The sequence below is a fragment of the Flavobacterium anhuiense genome (genome assembly GCF_050990855.1).
Taxonomy (GTDB): domain Bacteria; phylum Bacteroidota; class Bacteroidia; order Flavobacteriales; family Flavobacteriaceae; genus Flavobacterium; species Flavobacterium anhuiense_C.
Map to the genome: position 1 here is coordinate 3929412 of NZ_CP158861.1, position 21772 is coordinate 3951183.

Below are 21772 nucleotides of genomic sequence, written 5' to 3' on the forward strand. Positions count from 1 at the left end.
ATTTAAAACGAATGTTTTATGACTTTACATCATTGTGTACTTATAGTTCATCTATTGGCTGCGACAATTTGGGTTGGCGGACATTTACTTTTAGCAATTTGTTATCTTCCAACAGCATTAAAGAAAAAAGATCCGCAGCTAATTTTAAATTTTGAAAAGAAATTTGAAGCACTCGGAATGTCTTCTCTTGCTTTGCTAATTATTACAGGAATTTGGATGGCGTATGACTTTGGGATTAAAGCAGAAACCTGGTTTCATTTTTCAAGCGGATTTGAAAAAGTAGTTTCCATAAAACTGATTTTACTTTTCTGCACTTTTATCTGTGCAGTTTGCGCTCAATTTTTTGTTATTCCAAATCTTAATAAAAACAATATTTACAGAATTGCCATAATTATTATAACGGTTACTTCAATTGGAGTTGCAATGCTAATTTTAGGGTCGACATTGCGTTATGGCGGAATTTAGATTAACTCAACTAACTGATTTTTAATGTAAGCGCAAATGTTTCACGACTTTGCGCTTTTTAATTTTTATATCTCTAGTAAAGACAAATCTTCCCACACATCTACATAATTGCCATTTTCTGCAATTAAAACTTTGCTTCCAGGAGCTAAACCCAAATAAGGTAAAAGTAATGGACAATATTCTGCTAAATGAGAAGCATGTAACGGCTTAAAGAAATCATCATCCTCAGAATATTCACCAGCCCAGATATACCAACCATTTGTACCGTTTTCAACGCGAAGTCGTGATGCGTAAATTGGCATTTCGTAGTTTTTCTCAATTATATTTAATGAAATTCCAAGTTTTAAATCCAATTCACACGGTTCAAACTTAATTCCGTATTTATTACAAATTTGTTTTTGAATTTCAATTATTTCGCTATTTTCCATCTTTTTATTTGTTTTTAAACCAACCACTCACTAACCAGTTTTCTATACGTTTCACCAATTGGCAAAACAACTCCACTTTTCATCAAAATCTGATTTCCATCAATCACTTTTATTTTATTTTTTGGAATAATGTACGAACGATGAATTCTAATGAATTGATTCGATGGCAATTTCTCCAAAATATCTTTCATGTTTTCTAAAGCCATTATTTTTTCATCATTGGTATGAATACGAATATAATCGCGTAAACCTTCAATATGTAAAATGTCGTTAATGGCAATTTTATAATGCTTTCGATCTGCTTTTACAAAAAGAAAATCATCTCCAGCTTTTTCAGTAACTTGAAAAGTTTCTTGCCAGCGAATGAATTTCTCGACACTTTGATAAAATCGATTGAACGTAATCGGCTTCAATAAATAATCAATTACATGAAACTGAAACGCTTCTAAAGCATATTGCGGATAAGCAGAAGTTATTATAAAATTATATTTCTGATTGAACATTTGCATCAATTCAATTCCCGTTAATTGTGGCATTTGAATATCAATAAAAATCAAATCAACCTGTTCAGTGTTTAAAACTTCAATTGCTTTAAAAACATCACTATCAGCGTATAAAATATTTAATCTTGAAACTTTAGAAGCATAATCGGCAATTAATTTTACAGCAAACGGTTCGTCGTCTAGAATGATGCAATTTATTTTTTTATTCATTTTAAATCTATTTCAAGTTCTGCTGTAAAATGGTTTTCGTCGTTTGAGATTTTTAACTGATGTTTTTTAGGATAATAAATCTCAAGTCGTTTCTGTAAATTGTCCAATCCGATGCCTCCCAATTTGTCTTTTTTCTGAGTTCCGATTTTATTCTTCACTTTAAAATTCAATTTGTTTTCAGAAACTTTCAATTCGATATGTATCGGTTCAGCATTCGAAACTTCTCCATGTTTTAAAGCATTTTCAACAAAAGGCGATAAAATATACGGCGGAATTTCTTCAAATTCATTTTTGATTTCGACCTTAAAATCAACCGAAAAATTCTCTTGATGTCTCAATTCTTCGAGTTCAATATACGCTTTTATATAATCAACTTCGTCAGCTAATTTAATCTTTTCTTTCTGTGATTCGTAAGTCGTAAAACGCATAATCTGACTTAATTTATCAATTGCCGTCAACGACTTATCTGACTGAAAATAAACCATTGAGTAAATATTATTTAAAGTATTAAATACAAAGTGCGGATTAATCTGCGCTTTCAAAAATTTGATTTCGGTATTCTTATTTTCTTCTAAAATAAGCTTGTTGTATTCTAAAAGACGAATCGAATAAATCACAAACCAGAGAAACGAACTCAAAATAATACTCATACTGCTGTAATGAAGATTATCAAGCATATAATTGGCAAAATCAGTTGTAGTATAATTGACGCGATCGAATAAAATTTTGGTTATAACCTGCTCGATTATCCATCTTAAAAAAGTAAAAACCAAATAAGAAACAAAAGCTCCTGCCAGAAGTTTTTTCCAACTAAAGGATTTGAAAACCTGCTTCATTACAATCAAATAATGAAAATAAAAAGTAAGTATAAAAACAATAAAATAAGTGCAAACGAATAAATCTGGAACTGAAAAAGACTTTGCTACTATCGGATTTTTCACGAAAGTGAAATAAGAAATTAAAAGCCAATAAATAAGATGAATTGCGCCTTCGAGCTTTTTGGTAATAGTGCCTTTGTACATTCGGATTGATTTTAAAACAAAGATATACATTCGAGAAAAAGCATTTTAACGGGTTTGCAGATTAATCGAAGGGGTTTGTCGATAAAAGTGGTTTTTAGGTTTTAATTCTAACAGTTTTGTCCTGTAATTAATTTTTAAACCATGAACAAAATCATTTTAGTATCCGTCTTATTTCTATTTCAAATTAGCGTATTTGCCCAACAATTTTCTGTAAAAGGAAAAATCATCAATCAGAATAAAACGCCGTTGGAATTTGCAACTGCCACTTTATTAAAGGCAGATAAAACCTTGTACCAACAAGCTTCTTCTGACAGTTTGGGGAATTTTACTTTGAATGCAGAAAAAGGAAATTACCAATTAATAATAGAACAATTTGGAACTGAATTCAGTAATAAATCAATTCTAATCAATCAAAATATTGATTTAGGAAATTTGAAAGTAAAAGAACAAATTCAGCTGGATGGCGTTACCGTTAAATCGAGAAAAAAATTGGTTGAACAAAAAGTAGATCGTTTGGTTTTTAATGTCGAAAATTCGGTTGTTGCCACTGGCGGAACAGCTTTGGATGCTTTAAAATCAACACCAACCGTAAGAGTTCAAAACGAAACGATTGCTATTGTTGGAAAAGGAGAAGTTTTGGTGATGATTGATGATCGTTTGAATAAAATGACGCAAGAGGATTTGGTTGCATTTTTAAGATCAATTCCTGCCGATAATATTAAAAGTATTGAAGTAATTACAACGCCGCCAGCAAAATATGAAGCGGAAGGAAATAGCGGTTTAATTAATATTAAATTGAAAACTGCTAAAGCAAATTCATGGACGGCGAATCTTGGAACTACTTATACGCAAAGAAGTTATGCAAGCGGAAATCTAAACGGATTGTTTCTTTACAATTACAATAAATTGTCGCTTCAAGCTTCAATCAATAAAGGAAAAAATCAATTTCGCACCACTTCTGAAAATCGAATTTCTTACCCAAACGAACTTTGGAAACAAAATATTACAAACCAATCAAAAACCAATTTATTAAGTATTGGTTTTGGTGTCGATTATAAACTTACTGAAAAATGGGCTTCTGGAGTAAAATATTTAGGAAGTTTTAATGACAAAAATATAGCCAATAATCCGCTGACGACTCGTTACAATACTTCTGGAGAAATCAATTCTTATATTTTGTCTGATGTGAATTCACAGAACAAACCGCAAATGAATTCTCTAAATTGGAATAACCTTTTTAGTTTAAATAGTGAGGGCAAAAATATTACGATCGATTTGGATTATTTTGATTATCAAAAAGAAGATTCTCGAACCTTTTCAGGCAATGAAATGGATAATGAGAAAAAAAATATTTCAGGAACTTACTTCGCAGCGATCAATTCTAATTTAAATCAATTTAAAAATTATTCGGCAAAAATTGATGTTTCATTTCCTTGTTCTTGGGCGAATATCAGTTTTGGCGGGAAAGGATTTTATACGAATACCAAAAATAATTTAACCGTTTTTGATAATGAAACCGGCACTCCTGTTCTTGACACAAATCATTCTAATATATTCACTTACAAAGAATATAACGAAGCCTTATATTTTTCTGCCAACAAAAAATTAAATGAAAAATGGGAAAGCCAAATTGGTTTAAGAGCCGAAGCAACACAAACAGAAGGTTATTCTGAAAACTTAAATCAAATCAATAAAAACAATTATATCAAATTGTTTCCAACGGCTTATGTGACTTACAAGGCGAACGATAATAATTCGTTTTCTCTAAATTACAGCAGAAGAATCCGTCGTCCAGATTTCGATTATTTAAATCCGTTTGTGATTAGAACAAGTCCGTTTTATTATTCAGAAGGAAATCCGTTTTTGAAACCTTCTATTATTGACAATTTTGAGTTTTCTTACATCAGAAATCAAAAATGGGTAAATAAAGTTTATTTTTCTCAAGTTTCAAACTTCGGGCAAGAATTAGCGATTATAAATCCTGAAACAAATATCACTAAAAGTACGCCAATAAATTATGCAGACACTTACCAAATTGGGATTTCAACCTATTACAATTTCAACAAATACAATTGGTGGAACAGCTATATGGGATTCAATTTAAACTATCAAAGAGTACAATCTAAAACGGCTCTAATTGTCTCTACAGAAGGCTACAACAGTTATATCTACAGCAATAATGATTTTACAGTGAATCAGTCTAAAACACTTTTTCTGGGTTTAAACTATGGTTTGCAATTACCAGGTCGTTATCAGGTTTTTAATATTACTACAATGAATATTTTAGATGTTTCTGTGAAATTTTTAGCTTTAAAAAAGAACCTTTCCATAACTCTGACAGGGGAAGATGTATTGAATGCGCAAAAACCTTTAATTTCTTATTATTCAAACGGAATTAAAAACACCGTGAGAAACTACCATGATTCTAAAGCTTTTAGAATTGCTTTGAGTTATAAATTCGGAAACCAAAATGTAAAATCTAAGGAAAGAAGTTTTGGAAATGAAGAGGAAAGAAATCGCGCGAATTAATTTATTGCACTAAGTTAATTTTAGATAAACAGCTTCAACATAACTATTTTGCAGATTTTGAAGCTGTTTTATTTACTTAATAAACAATCACATACAGAAAAAAAACATTTTTTATTTGCATATATGACCAATCGGTCATATATTTGCATCGTAAATACAATCTATCATGACAAAAGGTGAAGAAACCAGACAATTTATTATAGAGAAAGCCGCTCCTATTTTTAATACAAAAGGAATTGCAGCTACTTCTATGAGCGATATTATGGAAGCAACCAAATTGTCAAAAGGAAGTATGTATGTTCATTTTGAAAATAAAGATGTTTTGGCTTGTGCTGCTGTAGATCATAATATGAAAGTTTTGAGCAGCAAACTACAAGCAGAGCTTTCCCAAGGAAAAAGTGCTACGAAACAACTTTATGCATACATCGATTTTTTTAGCAATCCGATAAATCCGCCACTTATTGGTGGCTGTCCTTTATTGAATTTTGGAACAGAAGCCGATGACACAAATCCGATTGTAAAAGAGAAAGTAAATAGTGCGATTAAACGCGGGCAACAGCTTCTGACTTCAATTATAGAAAAAGGAATTTCAGATAAGGAATTCGATCCAAACTGGAATGCGGCAGAATTCTCAACAATTCTTTTTGCCATGTTAGAAGGCGGACATTTGATGTCTAGAATGTCTGGAAACAATGACAATATGAATATAATAGTGCAAACACTAAAAAAAAATATATCTGAAAAAAGGATATAATTTTTTTATTCAAAATATGACCGATTGGTCATTTATTAAATAATTATAAAAACAATTACCATGTCAAAAACAATTTTAATTACAGGAGCTTCAAAAGGATTTGGAAGAGCTTGGACAGAAGCATTTTTAGCTAAAGGATACAACGTAGCTGCAACAGCCAGAAATCTTGAAACTTTAAACGATCTTAAAGAAAAATACGGAAACAGCATTTTACCTTTAAAATTAGATGTAAATAAACGTCAAGAATCTTTGGAAGTGGTTCAAAAAGTAAAACAGCATTTTGGAACAATTGATGTTTTGATTAACAATGCCGGTTATGCGCTTACTGGAGCTGTCGAAGAAGCAAGCGAACAAGAAGCAAGAGAACAATTTGAAACTAATTTCTTTGGAACTTTATGGTTAACGCAAGCCGTTGTTCCAATCATGAGAGAACAAAAAAACGGACATATTATTCAAGTTTCTTCAATTTTAGGATTAGCAACTTTACCAACAGCAATGGGACTTTACAGCGCTTCCAAGTTTGCTGTTGAAGGATTGAGTGAAACTTTAGCATCTGAAGTAAAACAATTCGGAATCAATGTAACTTTATTAGAACCAAATGGCTACGAATCTAACATCTGGCATACCGGAATTACAAGCGAAAGTTTACCATATTACGACGAAATCAAAAAAGCTTTGGCAGAAAGAGAAAACATATTCGGAAAAGTTCAGGCAACAGCTCCAGCCGTGGTGAATTTAGTAGAATCAGAAAATCCGCCACTACGATTATTGTTAGGAAAAGTAGCTTTGCCATTCGTAAAACAAAGCTACGAGCAAAGACTAGAAAACTGGGAAAAATGGAACGCTGTTTCGGTTGAAGCACATGGTTAATTCATATATCTAACGCAATTTGATTCAATCAAATTGAAACATAGCTCAAGGTTTCAACACTGGGGCACAATGGGAATCTCTTCTGTTTGTGTACCCACGGTTGAAACCGTGGGCTATGTTTAATTAGAAAACCTATAAAAAAAACAAAAGCATTTAAAAGCTCTGGAAGAGCGAAATATTTATAGATATAAATTACGCGCCAAAATTAAAAGCTCCAGCGGAGCGACATATTTCGCATCTAAGGAGCTATCCTAAAACCCAATAAATGAATTTCTATAAATATTTCGTCCCGATGGAACTCCATAATAATTTTTAAAGCATAGTCTTAAATTTGTTTAGAAATCCAGTAAAATCTAACAAAAATGCTATTTATTTTAAACAGCATTTTTTTAATTTAAAACTTAGAAAATTTACAATCAAATAAAATCTCCTGATTATTATGTAACATCATTCAATTGAAAAACAATTAAATTTGAATAACATTCTATTAAACTATTCTGTTATGAAAAATCTGTCACTGCTTTTCCTTTGCCTTTTTTGTCTTTCCTGTGGAAAAAAAGAAAACAAATACGATAATTCTTCTGAAACCTTACAAGATACTGTACAACAAAAGACAGTTGCTGATACACCTTTAGTTCAAGAAGAAAACACACAAACAGGAGATACTATTTTTATGAAATCAAAAAATGAAAATAATGTTTATACCGCCGAAGGGACTTTACATGCAGTAACTTCTAAAGTTTATGTAAAATTTACCAATCTGGATTCTAAAAATCTTAAAGCAAAAATTATTCTTCCTGAAAGCGGAAACATTCGCTTTAACCAAATCATTGCTCCTGATAAAACTTCAGACGGGCCTTTTGGAATGGATTTAGAAACAAAATTGGAACAGAAAGGAGATTATATTTTAATAATTGGACATTCGCAAATGGCTGATAATCCATATGTGGGAAAATTTGTAGTTCAATTGGATATGTGAGAAAAATAAAGAAGTGCAATTTAATCTAAACTCAAACCTTTTGCCAAGTTATTCCGTTATCTTCATGAAAAAATGGACAAAGAATATTTACCTTTTCTTTTTTTTCGTTTATTAAATACCAATCAGAACAATTAATCAAATCCAAAAATTCATTTTCCTCTTTTAGCAATTGATCACCATCATCTCCAGTCTCACCATTTTCTAAATAAATACTGTATCGAACAGAATGTTTAATTAATCTCATAATAGGAGTAATTTCTTCTGAAGATCCGTTCAAAAAATCAGTATCAAATACAATATCTCCCGAACTTCTCATGTCCCAATTCGTTTCAACCAATGAACCAATATGAAGTTCTTTCCAATATAATTCGAAGTTTTTCATTATTTACAGACGATATCATTACTTTTTCTTCTTAGACTTCTTCCCTTTTTTCCACCAAATAATAAATCCGGTAATAGGCAACGAAGCTCCAATCAAACTGACCACACTCCAAATTATTTTTCCTGGCAAACCAAAGAAAACTCCTGTATGCAATTCGTAATTACTCGCTTCGTAAACATCGGCAGCATTGTTGTCTTTGTATAATTTCGTTCTGAGCATTTGACCTGTTTTGCCATCAAAAAAGATCGTATTCTGATTTCTTGCCCAATTCTTTGGATAGACCATTCTCAATCGCATTTCTCCTGTTTTTCTAATTGAAAACGAAACTGAAGTTGCTCCAGGATATTTTGCATTCGCGTTTTCGTAGATTTTATTAAAACGAACAGGAATCGTTGTCGAATCAATTTTGGCAATAGAAACTACTTCATCTCCTTTTCTGAGTTTGCTTCCTGTAACAATGCCGACTCCTTTTTTAACAGCATCATATTTAAAATAAGTTCCAGAAAAAGCAATTAAAAGTAAAAAAATGGAAGCGTAAAATCCGAGAACTTGGTGCAAATCATAATTAACTCTTTTAAAAGAACCACTCCACTTTATCTTTAAGGATTGTTTAAGCTGACGTCTTTGCTTAGGAAACCATAAAATTAATCCCGTAATCAGCATAACGATAAAAATCACAACCGACCAGCCTTGTATCAATTCGCCAAACTCTCCCAATAACAAAGTGCGGTGAATTTCTAGTGCCGTATTCAACCAATCTGCATTTCGCTGATTAATTAAAGTTCCATCATACGGATTAAAATAATAGGTCTTTTTCTTTTTGGTCGAAATTTGAACTGTAGCATTCGGTTCCGCTTTCTCAATTTTTAAAGCTGTAATTTTCTGTTTCGGTTCCAGACGTTCATAATTTTCAATTATAGTTTTTAACCCTATAAATGGCTTTTCCTGAACGGGAACATGAAGATATTCTTGATACGAATAATCACGAATTTCTTCTTCAAAAACATAAAGAAATCCGGTGATACTCACTATAAAAACAATGAGGCCCGATGCTAAACCGAGCCACAAATGTATTTGTCTGATAGTATTTTTAAAACCTTTGGTCATAATGTGCTATAAAATCCAAATGTAGACAATATCCTTTAAATTGACGAATTGAAATCTTTAGAATTTGAAAGTAATGTTTCCTGTAACTCTTGTTGGGTTTTGAGCGGCTAAACGATACGACCAGTATTTTTCATTCGTAAGATTATCTACTTTTAAACCTAAACGAAATTTTGGTCGGTCATAAAATACCGAAGCATCTAAAACGGTATAAGACGGAATACTGAATTTAAAAGTTGCTGTATTGGTTTGATAATATTCACTTCCATAAATTCCACCAAAACCAAATCCTAAACCAGATGCAGCACCTTCTGTCAATCTATAACTTGCCCAAAGATTCGCAGTTGTAGGAGAACCAGCCGTTGTAGGTCTTAAACCATTAATGCTCGGATTTGCTTTTGTGTATTCGCTATCATTGTAAGTATAGCCTGCTACAATGTTTAAACCTTTAATAGGATTTGCAATCAATTCTGCTTCAAAACCTTTGCTCAATTGCGTTCCGTCTTGAATCTGAAAGTTTACGTGATCTGGATCATCGCGAGTAACATTAGTTACCTTAATGTCGTAATAACTAAAAGTCGCGCTAATTTTATTGAAGTCAAATTTAACACCACCTTCTAACTGATTCGCCTGATTGGGTTTAAAAGTATTTCCATAGAAGTCAGAACCACCAACATTATTAAATCCGTTCATGTAATTTCCGAAAACAGAAACTTTATCTTTAACCAATTGGTAAACTGCTCCCAATCTTGGCGAAAATGCCGTTTGATTATAATTTCCAGCAATAGAATCACGACTTGGATAATACACTCCTTTATTAATATAACGATCAGCTCTAAGTCCAGCCATTACTAATAATTTGTCCGTAACATTTAAAACATCAGAAACATAGGCACTGTATGTTCTTTCGTCATTTGAGACCATATTGGTATATGTTGCAGTTGCAAATAAAGGTTCAATTTTATTGATAGTAAAGTTGTTATAAGCATCTCCAGGTTTTCTGAAATTAAGCGCCGGCATGTTTACTGTGGCATCGTTACGTGTTGCACGAAGGCTGTAAAAATCTAAACCTGCCACTACTCTATTACGCAATTTCCCGATTTTGAAATCTCCGTTGAAATTCTGCTGAATATCTGTTCCATAATACGGATAATCTTGATTGGTAACTTGCTGTCTTAAAGTTTCATTGCTTAACATAGTCAAAGCCACAACATATCCTTCAGACGAAGATCTTGTGCGTGAAACGATAGTTTGCGACGTCCATTCATCAGAAATTTTATATTTCAACTGCGCAAAAATATTATACTGCTGACCTGTATAATTTACGGTATTATTAGCAAAAGAAAGATTGTACGGAATTCCTAGTTCTTCGATACTATGAGCCGTAGCGTCTGCTTTTGCATAAGGCGTTAATCTTGTTGGAGACGTTCCTTTAGACACACTAAATTCAGCATCAATCAATAAAGTCAATCTGTCGCTTACTTCATAAGAGAAACTTGGCGCGATGAAAAAACTTTTGTTAAATCCTGCATCTTGAAAACTTCTTTCGCTATGCAAAGCGGTATTAATTCTAAAAAGAGCTGTTTTATCTTCATTTAGAGGCGTATTAATATCAGCGGTCAAACGATTCAAATCCCAATCTCCAGCCGAATACGACACTTCTCCTTTAAAGAAATTAAAAGGCTTTTTGGTAACACGGTTAAACAATCCACCGAAAGAAGAAATCGTACTTCCGAATAAAGTTGCAGATGGGCCTTTTATCACCTCAATTCGCTCTAAATTAGACGGATCGATTGTATTATATGTAAAACTTCCAACGCCGTTTCTTACTAATTGAGGAGTTGCAAATCCACGAGAAATATTAGTTGTTCTTCCTTGATTTCTCACTTCGGCAATACCTGCGCCTGGAACGTTTTTAAAAGCACTATTATAATCTGTGATAACTTGCTCTTTCATTAATTCCTTACTTACAATTGTATAAACCTGAGGGTTTTCCATATTTTTTAGTTTCATTTTAGAAACTTCTTCACTTTCTTTTCTAGCAAATCGGTTTCCTCCAGAACTTACAATTACTTCTTCTAATTTTTGGGATGTATATGCCATTTCAAAATCAAGAATAACTTCTGTACTATTCTGATCAACAATAACTGAAGCCGGAGAAGATTCGTAACCGTTCAATTTTATTTCAACGAAATAAGTTCCGAAAGGAATATTTTTTAATTGATAAGTACCGTCAGAATCGGTTGTGGTAGTTTTATTTAATTCTGAAATTTTCACTGTTGCACCTTGTAAAGAATTTCCGTCTTTAAGGACAGCCTTACCGAAAATTGTACCAACAGTTGATTGACAAAAAGCCGTTTCTGAACAAAGGAAAAGAATCAAAAAGGCTGCAAAAACTTGACATACAACATTGTTTTTAAGTGTTTTAAAAATTGTTTTCATATAAAATTTATAATTTATCCTTATTTAGACTGGTTACAAATATATAAATGAGAACTGACTTCTTACAGAAAGATTAAAACTTTCTTAAAAAATAATTAAAAAACAAACCATGAGATTTCTCTCGTTGTAAAAAGATCTACGATTATAGAAGATTACCTTCCCAATCGGTCTCCTCCGGAATAAACATTTTATGCCATTTTTCTACAAAGAAATTTATGTTTTGACTATCAGATTGAATTAATTTTAAATTCTTACCCAAATTATACTTTAATTTAATTCTTAAAAATGATATTTTTTTTCAACTCAATCATTTTAATCTAATTCGAAAAACATACGTCATAAACAAATATAAATTAAATTTTCAGACACTAAAATCTTATTAAAAACACCGTGCTAATTCTGAAATAAAAGTATATTAGCATCTCATTTAAAATAAACTAACCAACCAATTTAAACTTCAAAAACAAATATGACACGCAGAATCTTATTGCTATTTATAACTATTTTTTTACTTCAAAGCTGTAATATCGGAACTTCTGGAACTAATAGTAATGAAAACATTGACCACGAAAAAAGAGAAGAAATAAAACAGTTAAACGATAAACTATTCAAAGCAATAATGAGCAATGACACGAAAGGCGTTAGGGCATTATTAGCTGATGGGCTTGTCGAAAAGAATGGCAAAGAAATAGATGATTTGATAAAACAAGTTAGCACTTCTTTTCCATCCAAAAGTTATCGAATTCTAGATGAATATAATGTTCAAAATTCTACAACTGGCATCAATAATACGATTCCAACCGGAACTAAAGAGAGTGATTTAGTTATAAATTACTTAGCAATGAACAAGGATATGTATGTATCATTATTAATACCTAATGGACATGACAATGAGTTATTGCTTACAGTAATTTACGGCAAATATGACGATCAATGGAAAATCAATATTTTGTATGCCGGACAATATAATTTATTAAAAAAAGGTCCTGCTGATTATTACAAATTAGCACAAGAAAATTACAATAGATCTTACTTGATCGATGCAATAAACTATGTAAGTTTAGCAAAACAATGTTTGAGACCTGCCAGTGATATTATTAAATACCAAAATGAAAATGAAATTAATAGCTTTTATGATAAACTGATAAAAGAAGCTAGCTCGAAATATACTCTACCATTAACTCTTGAAACGATTACCACTAAACCTAAAGTGTACAGCATTTATCCTGAAGTTTTAAAGGAAGGATATATTCCGGTTATTGACTATGTTACTGCTATTAGTTTAGAAGATACGATTGCCCTAAGTGCAGAAAAAAATAAAATGAAAATAGAAATTCGCAAGCTCTTTACTGGAATTTATAATTATAAAGAAGGCGTTTTTTATAGAGCATTCAGCGAATTTCCTGATGGCGATAAACCAAGAAAATATTATAAAATGCTCGATAAAATAACGAAATAGCTTTTTGCTTTTTTTTATAAAAGTCTCGCAGGGGATAACGCGATGTTTCTATGGGACAAATTGCTGTTTAAAAAATTATTGAAAGAATCAAAAAAAAGTAAAAAATCAACCTGATTTGAAACAAAAATTATCAAAGCTAGTTTCATCGAACGTCATTTTACAAAGAAAATTAAATCGTGATTTTTATTGCTTTCTAGCTGCTGATTTTTAGCTATTTACTAGTCAATCAATTCATTTGATTAAAAAAATGGGTTGCACAAACCGTTATTGTTTTCTATTTTTATGGAATCTGATGAAACCCTAATCATCGGATTTACTATTTAAAATAAGAGAAAATTAAAATGAGCGACGACAAAAAACTAAAAGCTGTAGCTTTCGGAGAAGTACTTTGGGATATTTTTGAAAATGAGAAAAAAATTGGAGGAGCGCCCTTAAATGTAGCGCTTCGCATGAAAGCTCTAGGGGTTGATTCTAATATGATTAGTTGTGTGGGAAATGATGCTGATGGGGAAGAAATCATAAAAGAAGTCAGCAAATTGGGTTTAGAAACAAATACCATTCTAAAGTCTGATGATTATCCAACAGGATTGGTCAATGTAACATTAGACGAAAGCAAATCGGCTACTTATGAAATTATTTATCCTTCTGCTTGGGACAAAATTATTCTAAACGAAGAAGCAAGAGAATTGGTCGTAAGCTCAGATGTTTTAATTTATGGAAGTTTGGTCTGTAGAGACGAAGTTTCTAGAGAAGCTTTAGAAGAATTGCTTCATCACACACATACTTATAAAGTTTTTGATGTAAATCTTCGAAAACCGCATTACGATTACGAAATTCTACAGCAATTAATGCAATCTGCTAATTTCATCAAATTTAATGATGAAGAACTAATGGAAATCAGTGCTGCTTTAGATTCTCCATACAATACTTTAGAAGAAAATATGAACTTTATTTGCTCTTTAACCAATGCTACAGCGATTTGTGTGACAAGAGGAAAAGATGGCGCTCTATTACTTTGGGACAAACATCTTTATGAAAACGAAGGTTACACCATAAAAGTGGAAGATACCGTTGGTGCAGGAGATTCGTTCTTAGGCGCTTTAGTCACTTCACTTTTAAACGGAAAAGAACCACAAGCTGCCTTAAATTTTGCTTGTGCCACTGGAGCTTTGGTCGCGGGATCGGCCGGAGGTAATCCCGAAATTTCAATTTTTGACATTGAGAATCTGATCAATAAAAATTAAAAACAACAAAAAGCCTGATTTACGAAATCAGGCTTTTTTATAGTTAAAACATCCTATTTTCTTCACAAACATGGGAAATATGTAAATTTAAAATGGAATTATTTCTTCCTAATTTATAGGAGCGCTGTAAATTGCAAATCCAATAAAATAAGGAAGAATGATGAAAAAATTACGAATTTCACTTATCAACATACACGGTCTTTTGAAGGGTTCTGGTCTCGAAATCGGTCGAGATGCTGATAACGGAGGTCAAACCAAATACATATACGAATTAGCAGAATTTTTATCACAGCATGAAGATGTAGAACACGTTCATCTTTTTACCAGATTAATAGACGATCCAAATCTTTCGCCTGAATACGCAGTTCCTGTAGAGATTATTAATGATAAATTAGATATAAGGCGAATTCCCTTTCTAGGAAAAAAGTACAAGGCAAAAGAACAGCTTTGGGAAGGTCTCGACACCTTTGTGAATGGCGCTATGCAACACATCAAGCAACATAACATTTTCCCAGATTGGATTCACTCGCATTATGCTGATGCTGGATATGCCGCAGCCGAATTATCAGCCGTTTTAAATATTCCTTTTGCCCATACTGGACATTCTTTAGGGTATTACAAAAAGAAAAAATTAATCGAAAGCGGAGAAACAGAAGAGGAACTGGAGAAAAAATTCAAGTTTAAAGCCAGAATTGCTGCCGAGGAAAAAACATTAGAACTTGCAGAATTTATTGTCACTTCTACCGAACAAGAAATTGAAACTTATAAAGCATACAAAAACTTCGAACTAGGAAAATACCACGCCATTTCTCCTGGAATAGACACTAGAAAGTTTGTTCCTTATTATTATCAGGAAAATGATTCGGATAAACATATGGAAGAAGCGCAACGAAAATACTGGGTTGCCGAAACCATTTCTAAATTCTTAACCAATCCGCATAAGCCTATCATTCTGGCGCTTTCGAGGCCTGATCGGCACAAAAACTTAAATACTTTAATTGAGGTTTACGGAAAAGACAAAGAGCTTCAAAGCATGGCCAATTTGGTCATTTTCGCGGGTATTCGAAAAGACATTGCCAAAATGCCCGAATCGGAAAAGAACGTTTTAACTGATTTGCTTCTTTTAATGGATAAGTATGATTTGTACGGAAAAATGGCACTTCCAAAGAAGCATGATGTTGAAAATGAAGTTTCGATTATTTATCGTTATGCCGCAGAAAAGAGGGGCGTTTTTGTAAATTTAGCACTGCATGAAAACTTCGGCTTGACCGTAATAGAATCGGCTAGTTCTGGACTTCCTGTTGTGGTGACAAAAAACGGCGGTCCTTCAGAAATTATTCCGGTTTGTCAGAATGGAGAATTGGTAGATCCTCAGCAGGAAAATCAAATCAAAAAAGCGCTTCGAAATATTTTAACCGATGAAAATCAATGGAAATATTACTCCAATAACGGAGCGATTAATATTCAAAAGTATTATAGTTGGGTGAGCCACGTTAATCATTACGTTGATTTAATCAATGAAAATCTGTCGGTTTCTTCAACTGGAATTAAAAAACAGCATTATCCTAATATCAACGTCAGCCGATTAAAACGAAAAATCGATCATTTATTGGTTTCTGATATCGACGGAACTCTAATAGAACCTAAACTGGCAAATCCAGGCCTCAAAGAATTAAAAGCGCATCTAACCAATCGTACCGATAAAATGGCTTTTGCAATGGCTTCTGGACGAAATTTAGCTTTAGTCAAAAAAGTAATCGACGAAGAAGAATTTCCTCTACCCGACTTTATAATTTGTTCAGTTGGAACTGAGATCTACTACACCAACGGAAAGGATTATATTCTGGATAAGGGTTGGGCAAAATTCCTTGCAGGAAGATGGAAAAGAGACGATATCGTCAATCGATTAAAAGCAATAAAATGGATTAAACTTCAGGAAGAAGAAGCACAAAATCCTTATAAAATCTCGTATTATTATGATAAAGAACATTACAATCATGAGGAATTAATCGCGGTTTTAGGAACAGGTTGGTACAAAGTCAATATTATTCCGAGTCACGGTCAGTTTTTGGATTTTATTCCGAAAAGAGCATCAAAAGGAAATGCAATTAAGTTTTTATGCCGAAAATGGTCGATTCCATTAGGAAACGTAATTGCTGCGGGAGATTCTGGAAATGATGTTGATATGTTTAGAGGTCCCGTAAAAGGAATTATTGTGGGAAACCGAAGCGCAGAACTTGCCAATTACGAAACAACCAAAAGCATTTATGTCGCTAAAACTTCAGCCTCAGAAGGAATTTTAGAAGGATTGAAATATTACAAAATCATTAAATAAAAGAATAAGCCACGACCCGAGCGATAGCGAAAAGGCGAAGCAATTGCACGATTAGAACGAATTTAAAATTTGTGTGAATTTGTGTAATTCGTCATAAAAACAAAAGACAACAACTTTGTCAAAGTTTGAAACTTGACAAAGTTCATCAGATTTAAAATATGTCTTAATTCGTGAATTCGTGGCGAAAAAAAATACTAACGATAAATAAATAATAAAATGTATTCAGGTTCAGGATTTAGCAATTGGGAAATTGGAGATGTTGATGTATTTATAGATGAAAAAGGAATTCATCATTTATTTCATTTAATTATCCCTAATCACGATTATATTGCGCATGCAGTTTCAAAAGATGGCCTTTCGTGGAAAAGAGTAAAAAACGCCTTGTTTGTAGGCGATCCAGGAGAATGGGATGATGATATGTTATGGACGATGCATGTCAGCAAAAAATCGGATGGAGAAGGTTATGAAATGTATTATACTGGCCTAAAACGCCAAGATAAAGGAATTGAACAAAAAGTAGGAAGAGCCGTTTCGACCGATTTGCTAACTTGGAAAAAAGAAAATCTACACGGACTTCCTTTTAAAAGTGAAGCACCGCATTACGAAGGAAAAAACAATAATCCGAGACAATGGATTAGTTTTAGAGATCCATTTAAATACCAATACAAAGGCGACGATTATTTACTAATCTGTGCCCGAAGCGCCTCTGGACCAACATACCGCAGAGGCTGTATTGGTGTTGCCAAAAAAGAAAAAGAAGGTTATACTTTACAGAAACCACTTCATATTCCGTATGTGTATGATGATGTCGAATGTCCCTGTGTATTTGAAATTAAAGGAACGCATTACCTTTTAGGATCTATTCGAGAAGATATTAAAGTGCGCTACTGGTCTGCACCCGAATTTAGAGGCGAATACTGCGCATTTCATAATAACGTTTTAATGCCACAAGGAAATTACGCCGCTAGAGTTGTCAAAGAAGGAAAACACTTTCTGGTTTACAATTTCTATTTCGCAGACGGAAATGTCAATACGCATCGTGTAATCCCGCCGCCAAAAGAATTGGATGTTGATAAAAGCGGAAGGCTTTTGCTGAAAAGCTACTATTATTGGGAAAAGCTTTATCAGAAAACCATTTATCAAAAAGATTTGCCTCACCCCTTGCCGATTCTAGGAAATCCAACTGCAGAATTTGTGTTAGAAAATGAAAACAAATGGCGTTTTGGCTGTCGAAGCGGTTATGAAATTTATTGCTTCGAAAAACCTTCAATGGATTTTGTTTGGGAAGGTACGCTTTCTGTAGAAGGAATGGGAAAAACGGGATTTGTAATTGAATGCGACAAAGAAGGAACTGGATATTATATTTCGATTGATTTTATGAATGGTTTCGTGCAATTTAGAGCATGGGGATTTAATGAAAAAGATGTGAAGAATAATTTTATCTTCGAAAACATTCAAACCAATCAGTTTGAGATTAGCGAAGAAAAACAGATTTATTTTAAAATTATCCGCTACGGCAATTACTACGAACTTTCGATTAACGATGTTGTAAAACTGACTTTGTTGGATTTTAAATACAGTGAAGGAAAAGTTGGAATTTATGTTTGTTCGGCTGTAATTTCGATAAGCGATTCAAAAATTCATGCCATTCCAGAACCAGAAAATGAATACGCAGCAGCGGATCCTGAAAAATACACGATCGATTACAATAGAATCATGCAGATAGATGCTAAAACAAATCCCAACTAATATTTAAAATTTGATTACGTTGAACCTAATTTGCAAGATTCTTTTTTTTCCGCAGATTCAGCAGATTTTACAGATTTTTTTTGCTCACTCTACTAAATCTGGTAAAGAACATTTTTTACACAAAATCTTTAATCTGTGGCAAAAAACAATTAGCATAATTTGTGAAAGTATTGGCAAGCCAAATCTAAATCTTGTTTTAATTTGAACCACAAATAATACAAATACCATGAGAATACAATTCAACAAAATTATGGCTGGGCTTTTATTCTGTCTAGCTTTTAATCTTTCGCAAGCACAACAAAAAAATGACAGTCAAAAATGCCGTTACACCAAAACTCCTCAAGGTTATCTGATGGTTCTTCGCGAAGGCGATAATGTTTTAGAGCAAATTGAAAAACTGGCCAAAGAGCAAAATATTCCGTCAGCTAATTTTAGTGGAATTGGTTTTGCGCAAGATGCTACTTTCGGATTTTATGATTTTAGTCAAAAGAAATTTCATCCCAAAACTTTCAATAAAGTAGAGATGGGAAGCATTACTGGATCTATCGCTTGGAGCGGAGAAAAACCTTCTATACACATGCACGGCGTAGCAACCGATGATAAATTTGATGCTTACGGCGGTCATATTTTAGGTTTAAAAGTTGGTACAGGTTCTATGGAAATTTATATTACGGTAAATCCTGAAAAACTAGAAAGAAAAGTAGAACAACCGCTAAATGCGAATGTTTTACAATTGCCTTGTTTACAATAGTATTTTAAATAAATACAAAAGTCTTAAATTTGTTTTGTAATTTGGTTTTGCCAATAGAAAAACAAATGAAAGATTCTAACAACATAAAAACCAAAAGTTTGAAAATTAATTTTCACTTGATTTTGAAAAGATTCTTCAAACTCTTGGTTTCTTATGCTGTCTTTATTGCGTTTCATTATTTATTTCATTCTCGTCACCCAGACAAATTTGAATTTTCCCTTGCTATCATCTTTGGAACTCTTTTATGGCTTTTATTGCTAATTCAAAAGAAAATTTAAACAAACTGCGAAAACATTCTTTTAATTATTAGATAACCCAATTGTTTTTATTTTGAAAGATAAAACTTATATTGGCATTCCAAACTGATACTTTTATAAAATGCCACAAAGTCCGTCTCCAGAAGATGTAAAACGAGTTTTCGAAAATTACTTTACTGCCGATATGAATATCTGGAAAGGGTTTTCGGAGAAAATAAAAGTCCGTGAATTTGCCAAATCCGAAATCATAAAAGATTATCATGGAGTCGAAAAATATCTCAACATTGTCATTAAAGGGTCAGCAGGACTATTTGTTTGGGATGGTAAAAGAGATATTTGCATCAATCTTCTTTACGAAAATAGCTTTATTAGCGATTATATGTCTTTTCTAAATCAGCAGCCATCGGTTATTAAAACTGAAGCCTTGGAAGATTTGGTACTTTGGTCTATTCCGCATCAAGATTTAAACGAATTGTATCAAAGATCTGAAACCGGTTTGCGAATTGGAAAAGCCATTTCTGAAATGCTTTATGTGCGCAAACAGCAAGAACAAATTAATCTATTGACGCTTTCTCCCCAAGAACGTTATTTAAAACTGATTGAAGGCCGTCCAGAAATTTTTCAAAGAACACCACTTAAAATCATCGCTTCTTATTTAGGGTTAACAGCAGAAAGTTTAAGCCGAATTCGAAAAAGAGTTATGGAAAAATGATTTCTTACCCAAAGTCAATTTTATTTTCATTTATGCGCGCTAAGTTTGCTTCACTAAACCAAACAAATTTAAACGATGAAAAATAAAATCAACTTCGGTGCTATTATAGTTTATTATGTAATTGCTGTAATCTGCAGATATGCAGCTACTAAAACTAATTTATTATCTGGAATAGAAAATCCATATTTAGTAATTCTACTTCGCGGTGCTGGTCCTGCTTTGGGTGCTTTGGCTGCAATCAAAATATTCTCTTTGAACAATCCAATGTCATTAAAAGGAATTTACAAAAATGCAATTGTTCCGTTTGCCGTTTATTGGATTCTTCCAGCGGTTTTAATTGCTGGCGTTTATTATGCAACTATTGGTAAATTTCCAATTTTATTGATGTTTACAGTTTTAGTTTACGGGCTTTTAGAAGAAATCGGATGGCGTGGATTTTTACAAGAACAACTGAAATCGCTTCCTAAATTTATTTCTATTTTGATTATTGCGGTTCTTTGGTTTGCTTGGCATTTAAACTTCGAAATGACTCCAAGCAACATGATTTTCTTCGGAATCATTTTCTTCGGAACTTGGGGAATCGGGAAAGTATATACTTCTACTGGATCATTATTGGCAGTTGCTGGAGTGCATTCGCTAAACAATTTTTTCCGTGATGGGCTTCACGAAAAAGAACTTATTCTAATTGCAGTTCTGCTTACAATATGGATCGGCTTTATTATTCTTTACAACAGAAAATATAAAACTGTTGTAAATCCAGCTTAATCATTTTTAAAACACATAGAAACATAGTTCTAGATTGTGAGTAAAGGCGTTTCTCTTGGAATATTTCACATCGTTTTCTGCGCAGTAAACTTTGTCAAAGTTTCGAACTTTGACAAAGTTTTGCCACAAACCTTTTTAATGAAAACGAATAGAGCTAATTTTCTTTTCTCGCAGATTACGCAGATTTTACAGATTTTTTCTGCTCAATCTGCGTAATCTGCGAGAGTAAATTTTTCTCACAAGGTATTTTAATCTTAAAAACCCTTTAATCTGTGTCAGAAAATAACGTTTGAGAAAGTTAGCTTGCCACAAAGCTATTGTGTTAGAAACTAGTTTCTTTCTGCATTACTTAATTTCAGAAAATAAAAATCTATGTTTCTATGCGTTTAAAAAATTATTCTAGTTTAATCGCTCAGTAGTTTCCATTCTCAAACAATGCTCACTTCCTAAATACAACGGATCTCCATGTTTCTCCGACCAAAATCCGTCCAAAACATCTTTTGTAATGCATCTGTAAACGACAACACCTTTATACGTTTTATGGTCATCGCCTTTGTAACTGAAATTAATTACCAGAATATTATCTTTAAAAAAACCTGTTCCTTTTTGTTTGTGCGAATTGATAACCCAATCTGCTTTTATTCGGTTGTTTTGATCTAAGGTCAGCGTCAAAACACCTTTGTACGTCATCTCGCTGCTTTCGTCTTGATTGCTTCCTGATATAGAATAAGTGCCTACTAAATCTTGTATTGTCATTTTATTTAATGCCTTCTATTTTTTTGCAAAAATAAAAAATTATCTCTTAAATGATT

General features: G+C 32.7%; 19 protein-coding genes. 12 read left to right on the forward strand and 7 right to left on the reverse strand.

The window, feature by feature from the left end; all coding sequences use genetic code 11:
• Positions 1 to 18 precede the first annotated feature (18 nt).
• Positions 19 to 465 carry a copper resistance protein CopD gene (locus ABTV69_RS17490; RefSeq protein WP_433831028.1) on the forward strand — a complete coding sequence of 149 codons (447 nt, stop codon included), beginning with the start codon at positions 19 to 21 and terminating at the stop codon, positions 463 to 465.
• A gap of 65 nt (positions 466 to 530) precedes the next feature.
• Here ABTV69_RS17490 and ABTV69_RS17495 read toward each other — a convergent pair whose 3' ends face one another.
• From ABTV69_RS17495 to ABTV69_RS17505, 3 genes are read right to left on the reverse strand one after another with little or no spacing between them, the layout of a single operon-like run.
• Positions 531 to 893, reverse strand: a complete 363-nt coding sequence (locus ABTV69_RS17495) for an immunity protein Imm33 domain-containing protein (protein WP_433831030.1) — start codon at positions 891 to 893, stop codon at positions 531 to 533.
• A 14-nt stretch (positions 894 to 907) separates the two neighbouring features.
• The gene (locus ABTV69_RS17500) at positions 908 to 1606 is read right to left on the reverse strand and encodes a LytR/AlgR family response regulator transcription factor (RefSeq protein WP_433831032.1); all 699 of its coding nucleotides are present in this window, start codon (positions 1604 to 1606) and stop codon (positions 908 to 910) included.
• Positions 1603 to 2628 carry a sensor histidine kinase gene (locus ABTV69_RS17505; RefSeq protein WP_433831034.1) on the reverse strand — a complete coding sequence of 342 codons (1026 nt, stop codon included), beginning with the start codon at positions 2626 to 2628 and terminating at the stop codon, positions 1603 to 1605. The genes ABTV69_RS17500 and ABTV69_RS17505 overlap by 4 nt, the downstream gene beginning before the upstream one ends.
• Before the next feature lie 141 nt (positions 2629 to 2769).
• On the opposite strand from ABTV69_RS17505, the gene ABTV69_RS17510 reads away from it, so the two are divergent.
• The 4 genes from ABTV69_RS17510 (at position 2770) to ABTV69_RS17525 (ending at position 7760) form a co-directional block, all read left to right on the forward strand.
• A complete protein-coding gene (locus ABTV69_RS17510) occupies positions 2770 to 5157 on the forward strand; it encodes a TonB-dependent receptor domain-containing protein (RefSeq protein WP_433831036.1) in 2388 nt (795 codons plus the stop codon).
• Positions 5158 to 5323: 166 nt separating this feature from the next.
• Positions 5324 to 5911, forward strand: coding sequence for a TetR/AcrR family transcriptional regulator (locus ABTV69_RS17515; RefSeq protein ID WP_433831038.1), 588 nt, complete (start codon positions 5324 to 5326; stop codon positions 5909 to 5911).
• 60 nt (positions 5912 to 5971) lie between these two features.
• On the forward strand, positions 5972 to 6781 hold the full coding sequence (locus ABTV69_RS17520) for an SDR family NAD(P)-dependent oxidoreductase (protein WP_433831040.1): 810 nt from the start codon (positions 5972 to 5974) through the stop codon (positions 6779 to 6781).
• Between the two features lie 502 nt (positions 6782 to 7283).
• Positions 7284 to 7760: a hypothetical protein gene (locus ABTV69_RS17525; protein WP_433831042.1), complete on the forward strand. Its 477-nt coding sequence runs from the start codon at positions 7284 to 7286 to the stop codon at positions 7758 to 7760.
• A gap of 31 nt (positions 7761 to 7791) precedes the next feature.
• Here ABTV69_RS17525 and ABTV69_RS17530 read toward each other — a convergent pair whose 3' ends face one another.
• From ABTV69_RS17530 to ABTV69_RS17540, 3 genes are read right to left on the reverse strand one after another with little or no spacing between them, the layout of a single operon-like run.
• Entirely contained in the window at positions 7792 to 8142 is a 351-nt protein-coding gene (locus tag ABTV69_RS17530) for a hypothetical protein (protein WP_433831044.1), read from the reverse strand.
• An 18-nt stretch (positions 8143 to 8160) separates the two neighbouring features.
• Entirely contained in the window at positions 8161 to 9249 is a 1089-nt protein-coding gene (locus ABTV69_RS17535; protein ID WP_433831046.1) for a PepSY-associated TM helix domain-containing protein, read from the reverse strand.
• A 57-nt stretch (positions 9250 to 9306) separates the two neighbouring features.
• Positions 9307 to 11688, reverse strand: a complete 2382-nt coding sequence (locus ABTV69_RS17540) for a TonB-dependent siderophore receptor (protein WP_433831048.1) — start codon at positions 11686 to 11688, stop codon at positions 9307 to 9309.
• Between the two features lie 469 nt (positions 11689 to 12157).
• Here ABTV69_RS17540 and ABTV69_RS17545 point away from each other — a divergent pair, with 469 nt between their 5' ends.
• From ABTV69_RS17545 to ABTV69_RS17575, 7 genes are all read left to right on the forward strand, one after another.
• A complete protein-coding gene (locus ABTV69_RS17545; protein ID WP_433831050.1) occupies positions 12158 to 13147 on the forward strand; it encodes a hypothetical protein in 990 nt (329 codons plus the stop codon).
• 341 nt (positions 13148 to 13488) lie between these two features.
• The gene (locus ABTV69_RS17550; protein WP_433831052.1) at positions 13489 to 14391 is read left to right on the forward strand and encodes a carbohydrate kinase family protein; all 903 of its coding nucleotides are present in this window, start codon (positions 13489 to 13491) and stop codon (positions 14389 to 14391) included.
• A 157-nt stretch (positions 14392 to 14548) separates the two neighbouring features.
• A complete protein-coding gene (locus ABTV69_RS17555; RefSeq protein ID WP_433831054.1) occupies positions 14549 to 16726 on the forward strand; it encodes an HAD-IIB family hydrolase in 2178 nt (725 codons plus the stop codon).
• Positions 16727 to 16942: 216 nt separating this feature from the next.
• Positions 16943 to 18475: a glycosyl hydrolase family 32 gene (locus tag ABTV69_RS17560; protein ID WP_433831056.1), complete on the forward strand. Its 1533-nt coding sequence runs from the start codon at positions 16943 to 16945 to the stop codon at positions 18473 to 18475.
• Positions 18476 to 18701: 226 nt separating this feature from the next.
• Positions 18702 to 19226 (forward strand): PPC domain-containing DNA-binding protein, encoded by a 525-nt coding sequence (locus ABTV69_RS17565; RefSeq protein WP_433831058.1) that lies wholly within the window; start codon positions 18702 to 18704, stop codon positions 19224 to 19226.
• A 378-nt stretch (positions 19227 to 19604) separates the two neighbouring features.
• The gene (locus tag ABTV69_RS17570; protein ID WP_433831060.1) at positions 19605 to 20195 is read left to right on the forward strand and encodes a Crp/Fnr family transcriptional regulator; all 591 of its coding nucleotides are present in this window, start codon (positions 19605 to 19607) and stop codon (positions 20193 to 20195) included.
• Positions 20196 to 20270: 75 nt separating this feature from the next.
• Positions 20271 to 20960, forward strand: coding sequence for a CPBP family intramembrane glutamic endopeptidase (locus ABTV69_RS17575; protein ID WP_433831062.1), 690 nt, complete (start codon positions 20271 to 20273; stop codon positions 20958 to 20960).
• 399 nt (positions 20961 to 21359) lie between these two features.
• Here ABTV69_RS17575 and ABTV69_RS17580 read toward each other — a convergent pair whose 3' ends face one another.
• Positions 21360 to 21716, reverse strand: coding sequence for a hypothetical protein (locus tag ABTV69_RS17580; RefSeq protein WP_433831064.1), 357 nt, complete (start codon positions 21714 to 21716; stop codon positions 21360 to 21362).
• Positions 21717 to 21772: the final 56 nt, after the last annotated feature.

Coding starts and splice junctions, on each gene's coding strand:
- ABTV69_RS17490 (WP_433831028.1), top strand. CDS start 19: ATGACTTTACATCATTGTGTACTTATAGTTCATCTATTGGCTGCGACA.
- ABTV69_RS17495 (WP_433831030.1), bottom strand. CDS start 893: ATGGAAAATAGCGAAATAATTGAAATTCAAAAACAAATTTGTAATAAA.
- ABTV69_RS17500 (WP_433831032.1), bottom strand. CDS start 1,606: ATGAATAAAAAAATAAATTGCATCATTCTAGACGACGAACCGTTTGCT.
- ABTV69_RS17505 (WP_433831034.1), bottom strand. CDS start 2,628: ATGTACAAAGGCACTATTACCAAAAAGCTCGAAGGCGCAATTCATCTT.
- ABTV69_RS17510 (WP_433831036.1), top strand. CDS start 2,770: ATGAACAAAATCATTTTAGTATCCGTCTTATTTCTATTTCAAATTAGC.
- ABTV69_RS17515 (WP_433831038.1), top strand. CDS start 5,324: ATGACAAAAGGTGAAGAAACCAGACAATTTATTATAGAGAAAGCCGCT.
- ABTV69_RS17520 (WP_433831040.1), top strand. CDS start 5,972: ATGTCAAAAACAATTTTAATTACAGGAGCTTCAAAAGGATTTGGAAGA.
- ABTV69_RS17525 (WP_433831042.1), top strand. CDS start 7,284: ATGAAAAATCTGTCACTGCTTTTCCTTTGCCTTTTTTGTCTTTCCTGT.
- ABTV69_RS17530 (WP_433831044.1), bottom strand. CDS start 8,142: ATGAAAAACTTCGAATTATATTGGAAAGAACTTCATATTGGTTCATTG.
- ABTV69_RS17535 (WP_433831046.1), bottom strand. CDS start 9,249: ATGACCAAAGGTTTTAAAAATACTATCAGACAAATACATTTGTGGCTC.
- ABTV69_RS17540 (WP_433831048.1), bottom strand. CDS start 11,688: ATGAAAACAATTTTTAAAACACTTAAAAACAATGTTGTATGTCAAGTT.
- ABTV69_RS17545 (WP_433831050.1), top strand. CDS start 12,158: ATGACACGCAGAATCTTATTGCTATTTATAACTATTTTTTTACTTCAA.
- ABTV69_RS17550 (WP_433831052.1), top strand. CDS start 13,489: ATGAGCGACGACAAAAAACTAAAAGCTGTAGCTTTCGGAGAAGTACTT.
- ABTV69_RS17555 (WP_433831054.1), top strand. CDS start 14,549: ATGATGAAAAAATTACGAATTTCACTTATCAACATACACGGTCTTTTG.
- ABTV69_RS17560 (WP_433831056.1), top strand. CDS start 16,943: ATGTATTCAGGTTCAGGATTTAGCAATTGGGAAATTGGAGATGTTGAT.
- ABTV69_RS17565 (WP_433831058.1), top strand. CDS start 18,702: ATGAGAATACAATTCAACAAAATTATGGCTGGGCTTTTATTCTGTCTA.
- ABTV69_RS17570 (WP_433831060.1), top strand. CDS start 19,605: ATGCCACAAAGTCCGTCTCCAGAAGATGTAAAACGAGTTTTCGAAAAT.
- ABTV69_RS17575 (WP_433831062.1), top strand. CDS start 20,271: ATGAAAAATAAAATCAACTTCGGTGCTATTATAGTTTATTATGTAATT.
- ABTV69_RS17580 (WP_433831064.1), bottom strand. CDS start 21,716: ATGACAATACAAGATTTAGTAGGCACTTATTCTATATCAGGAAGCAAT.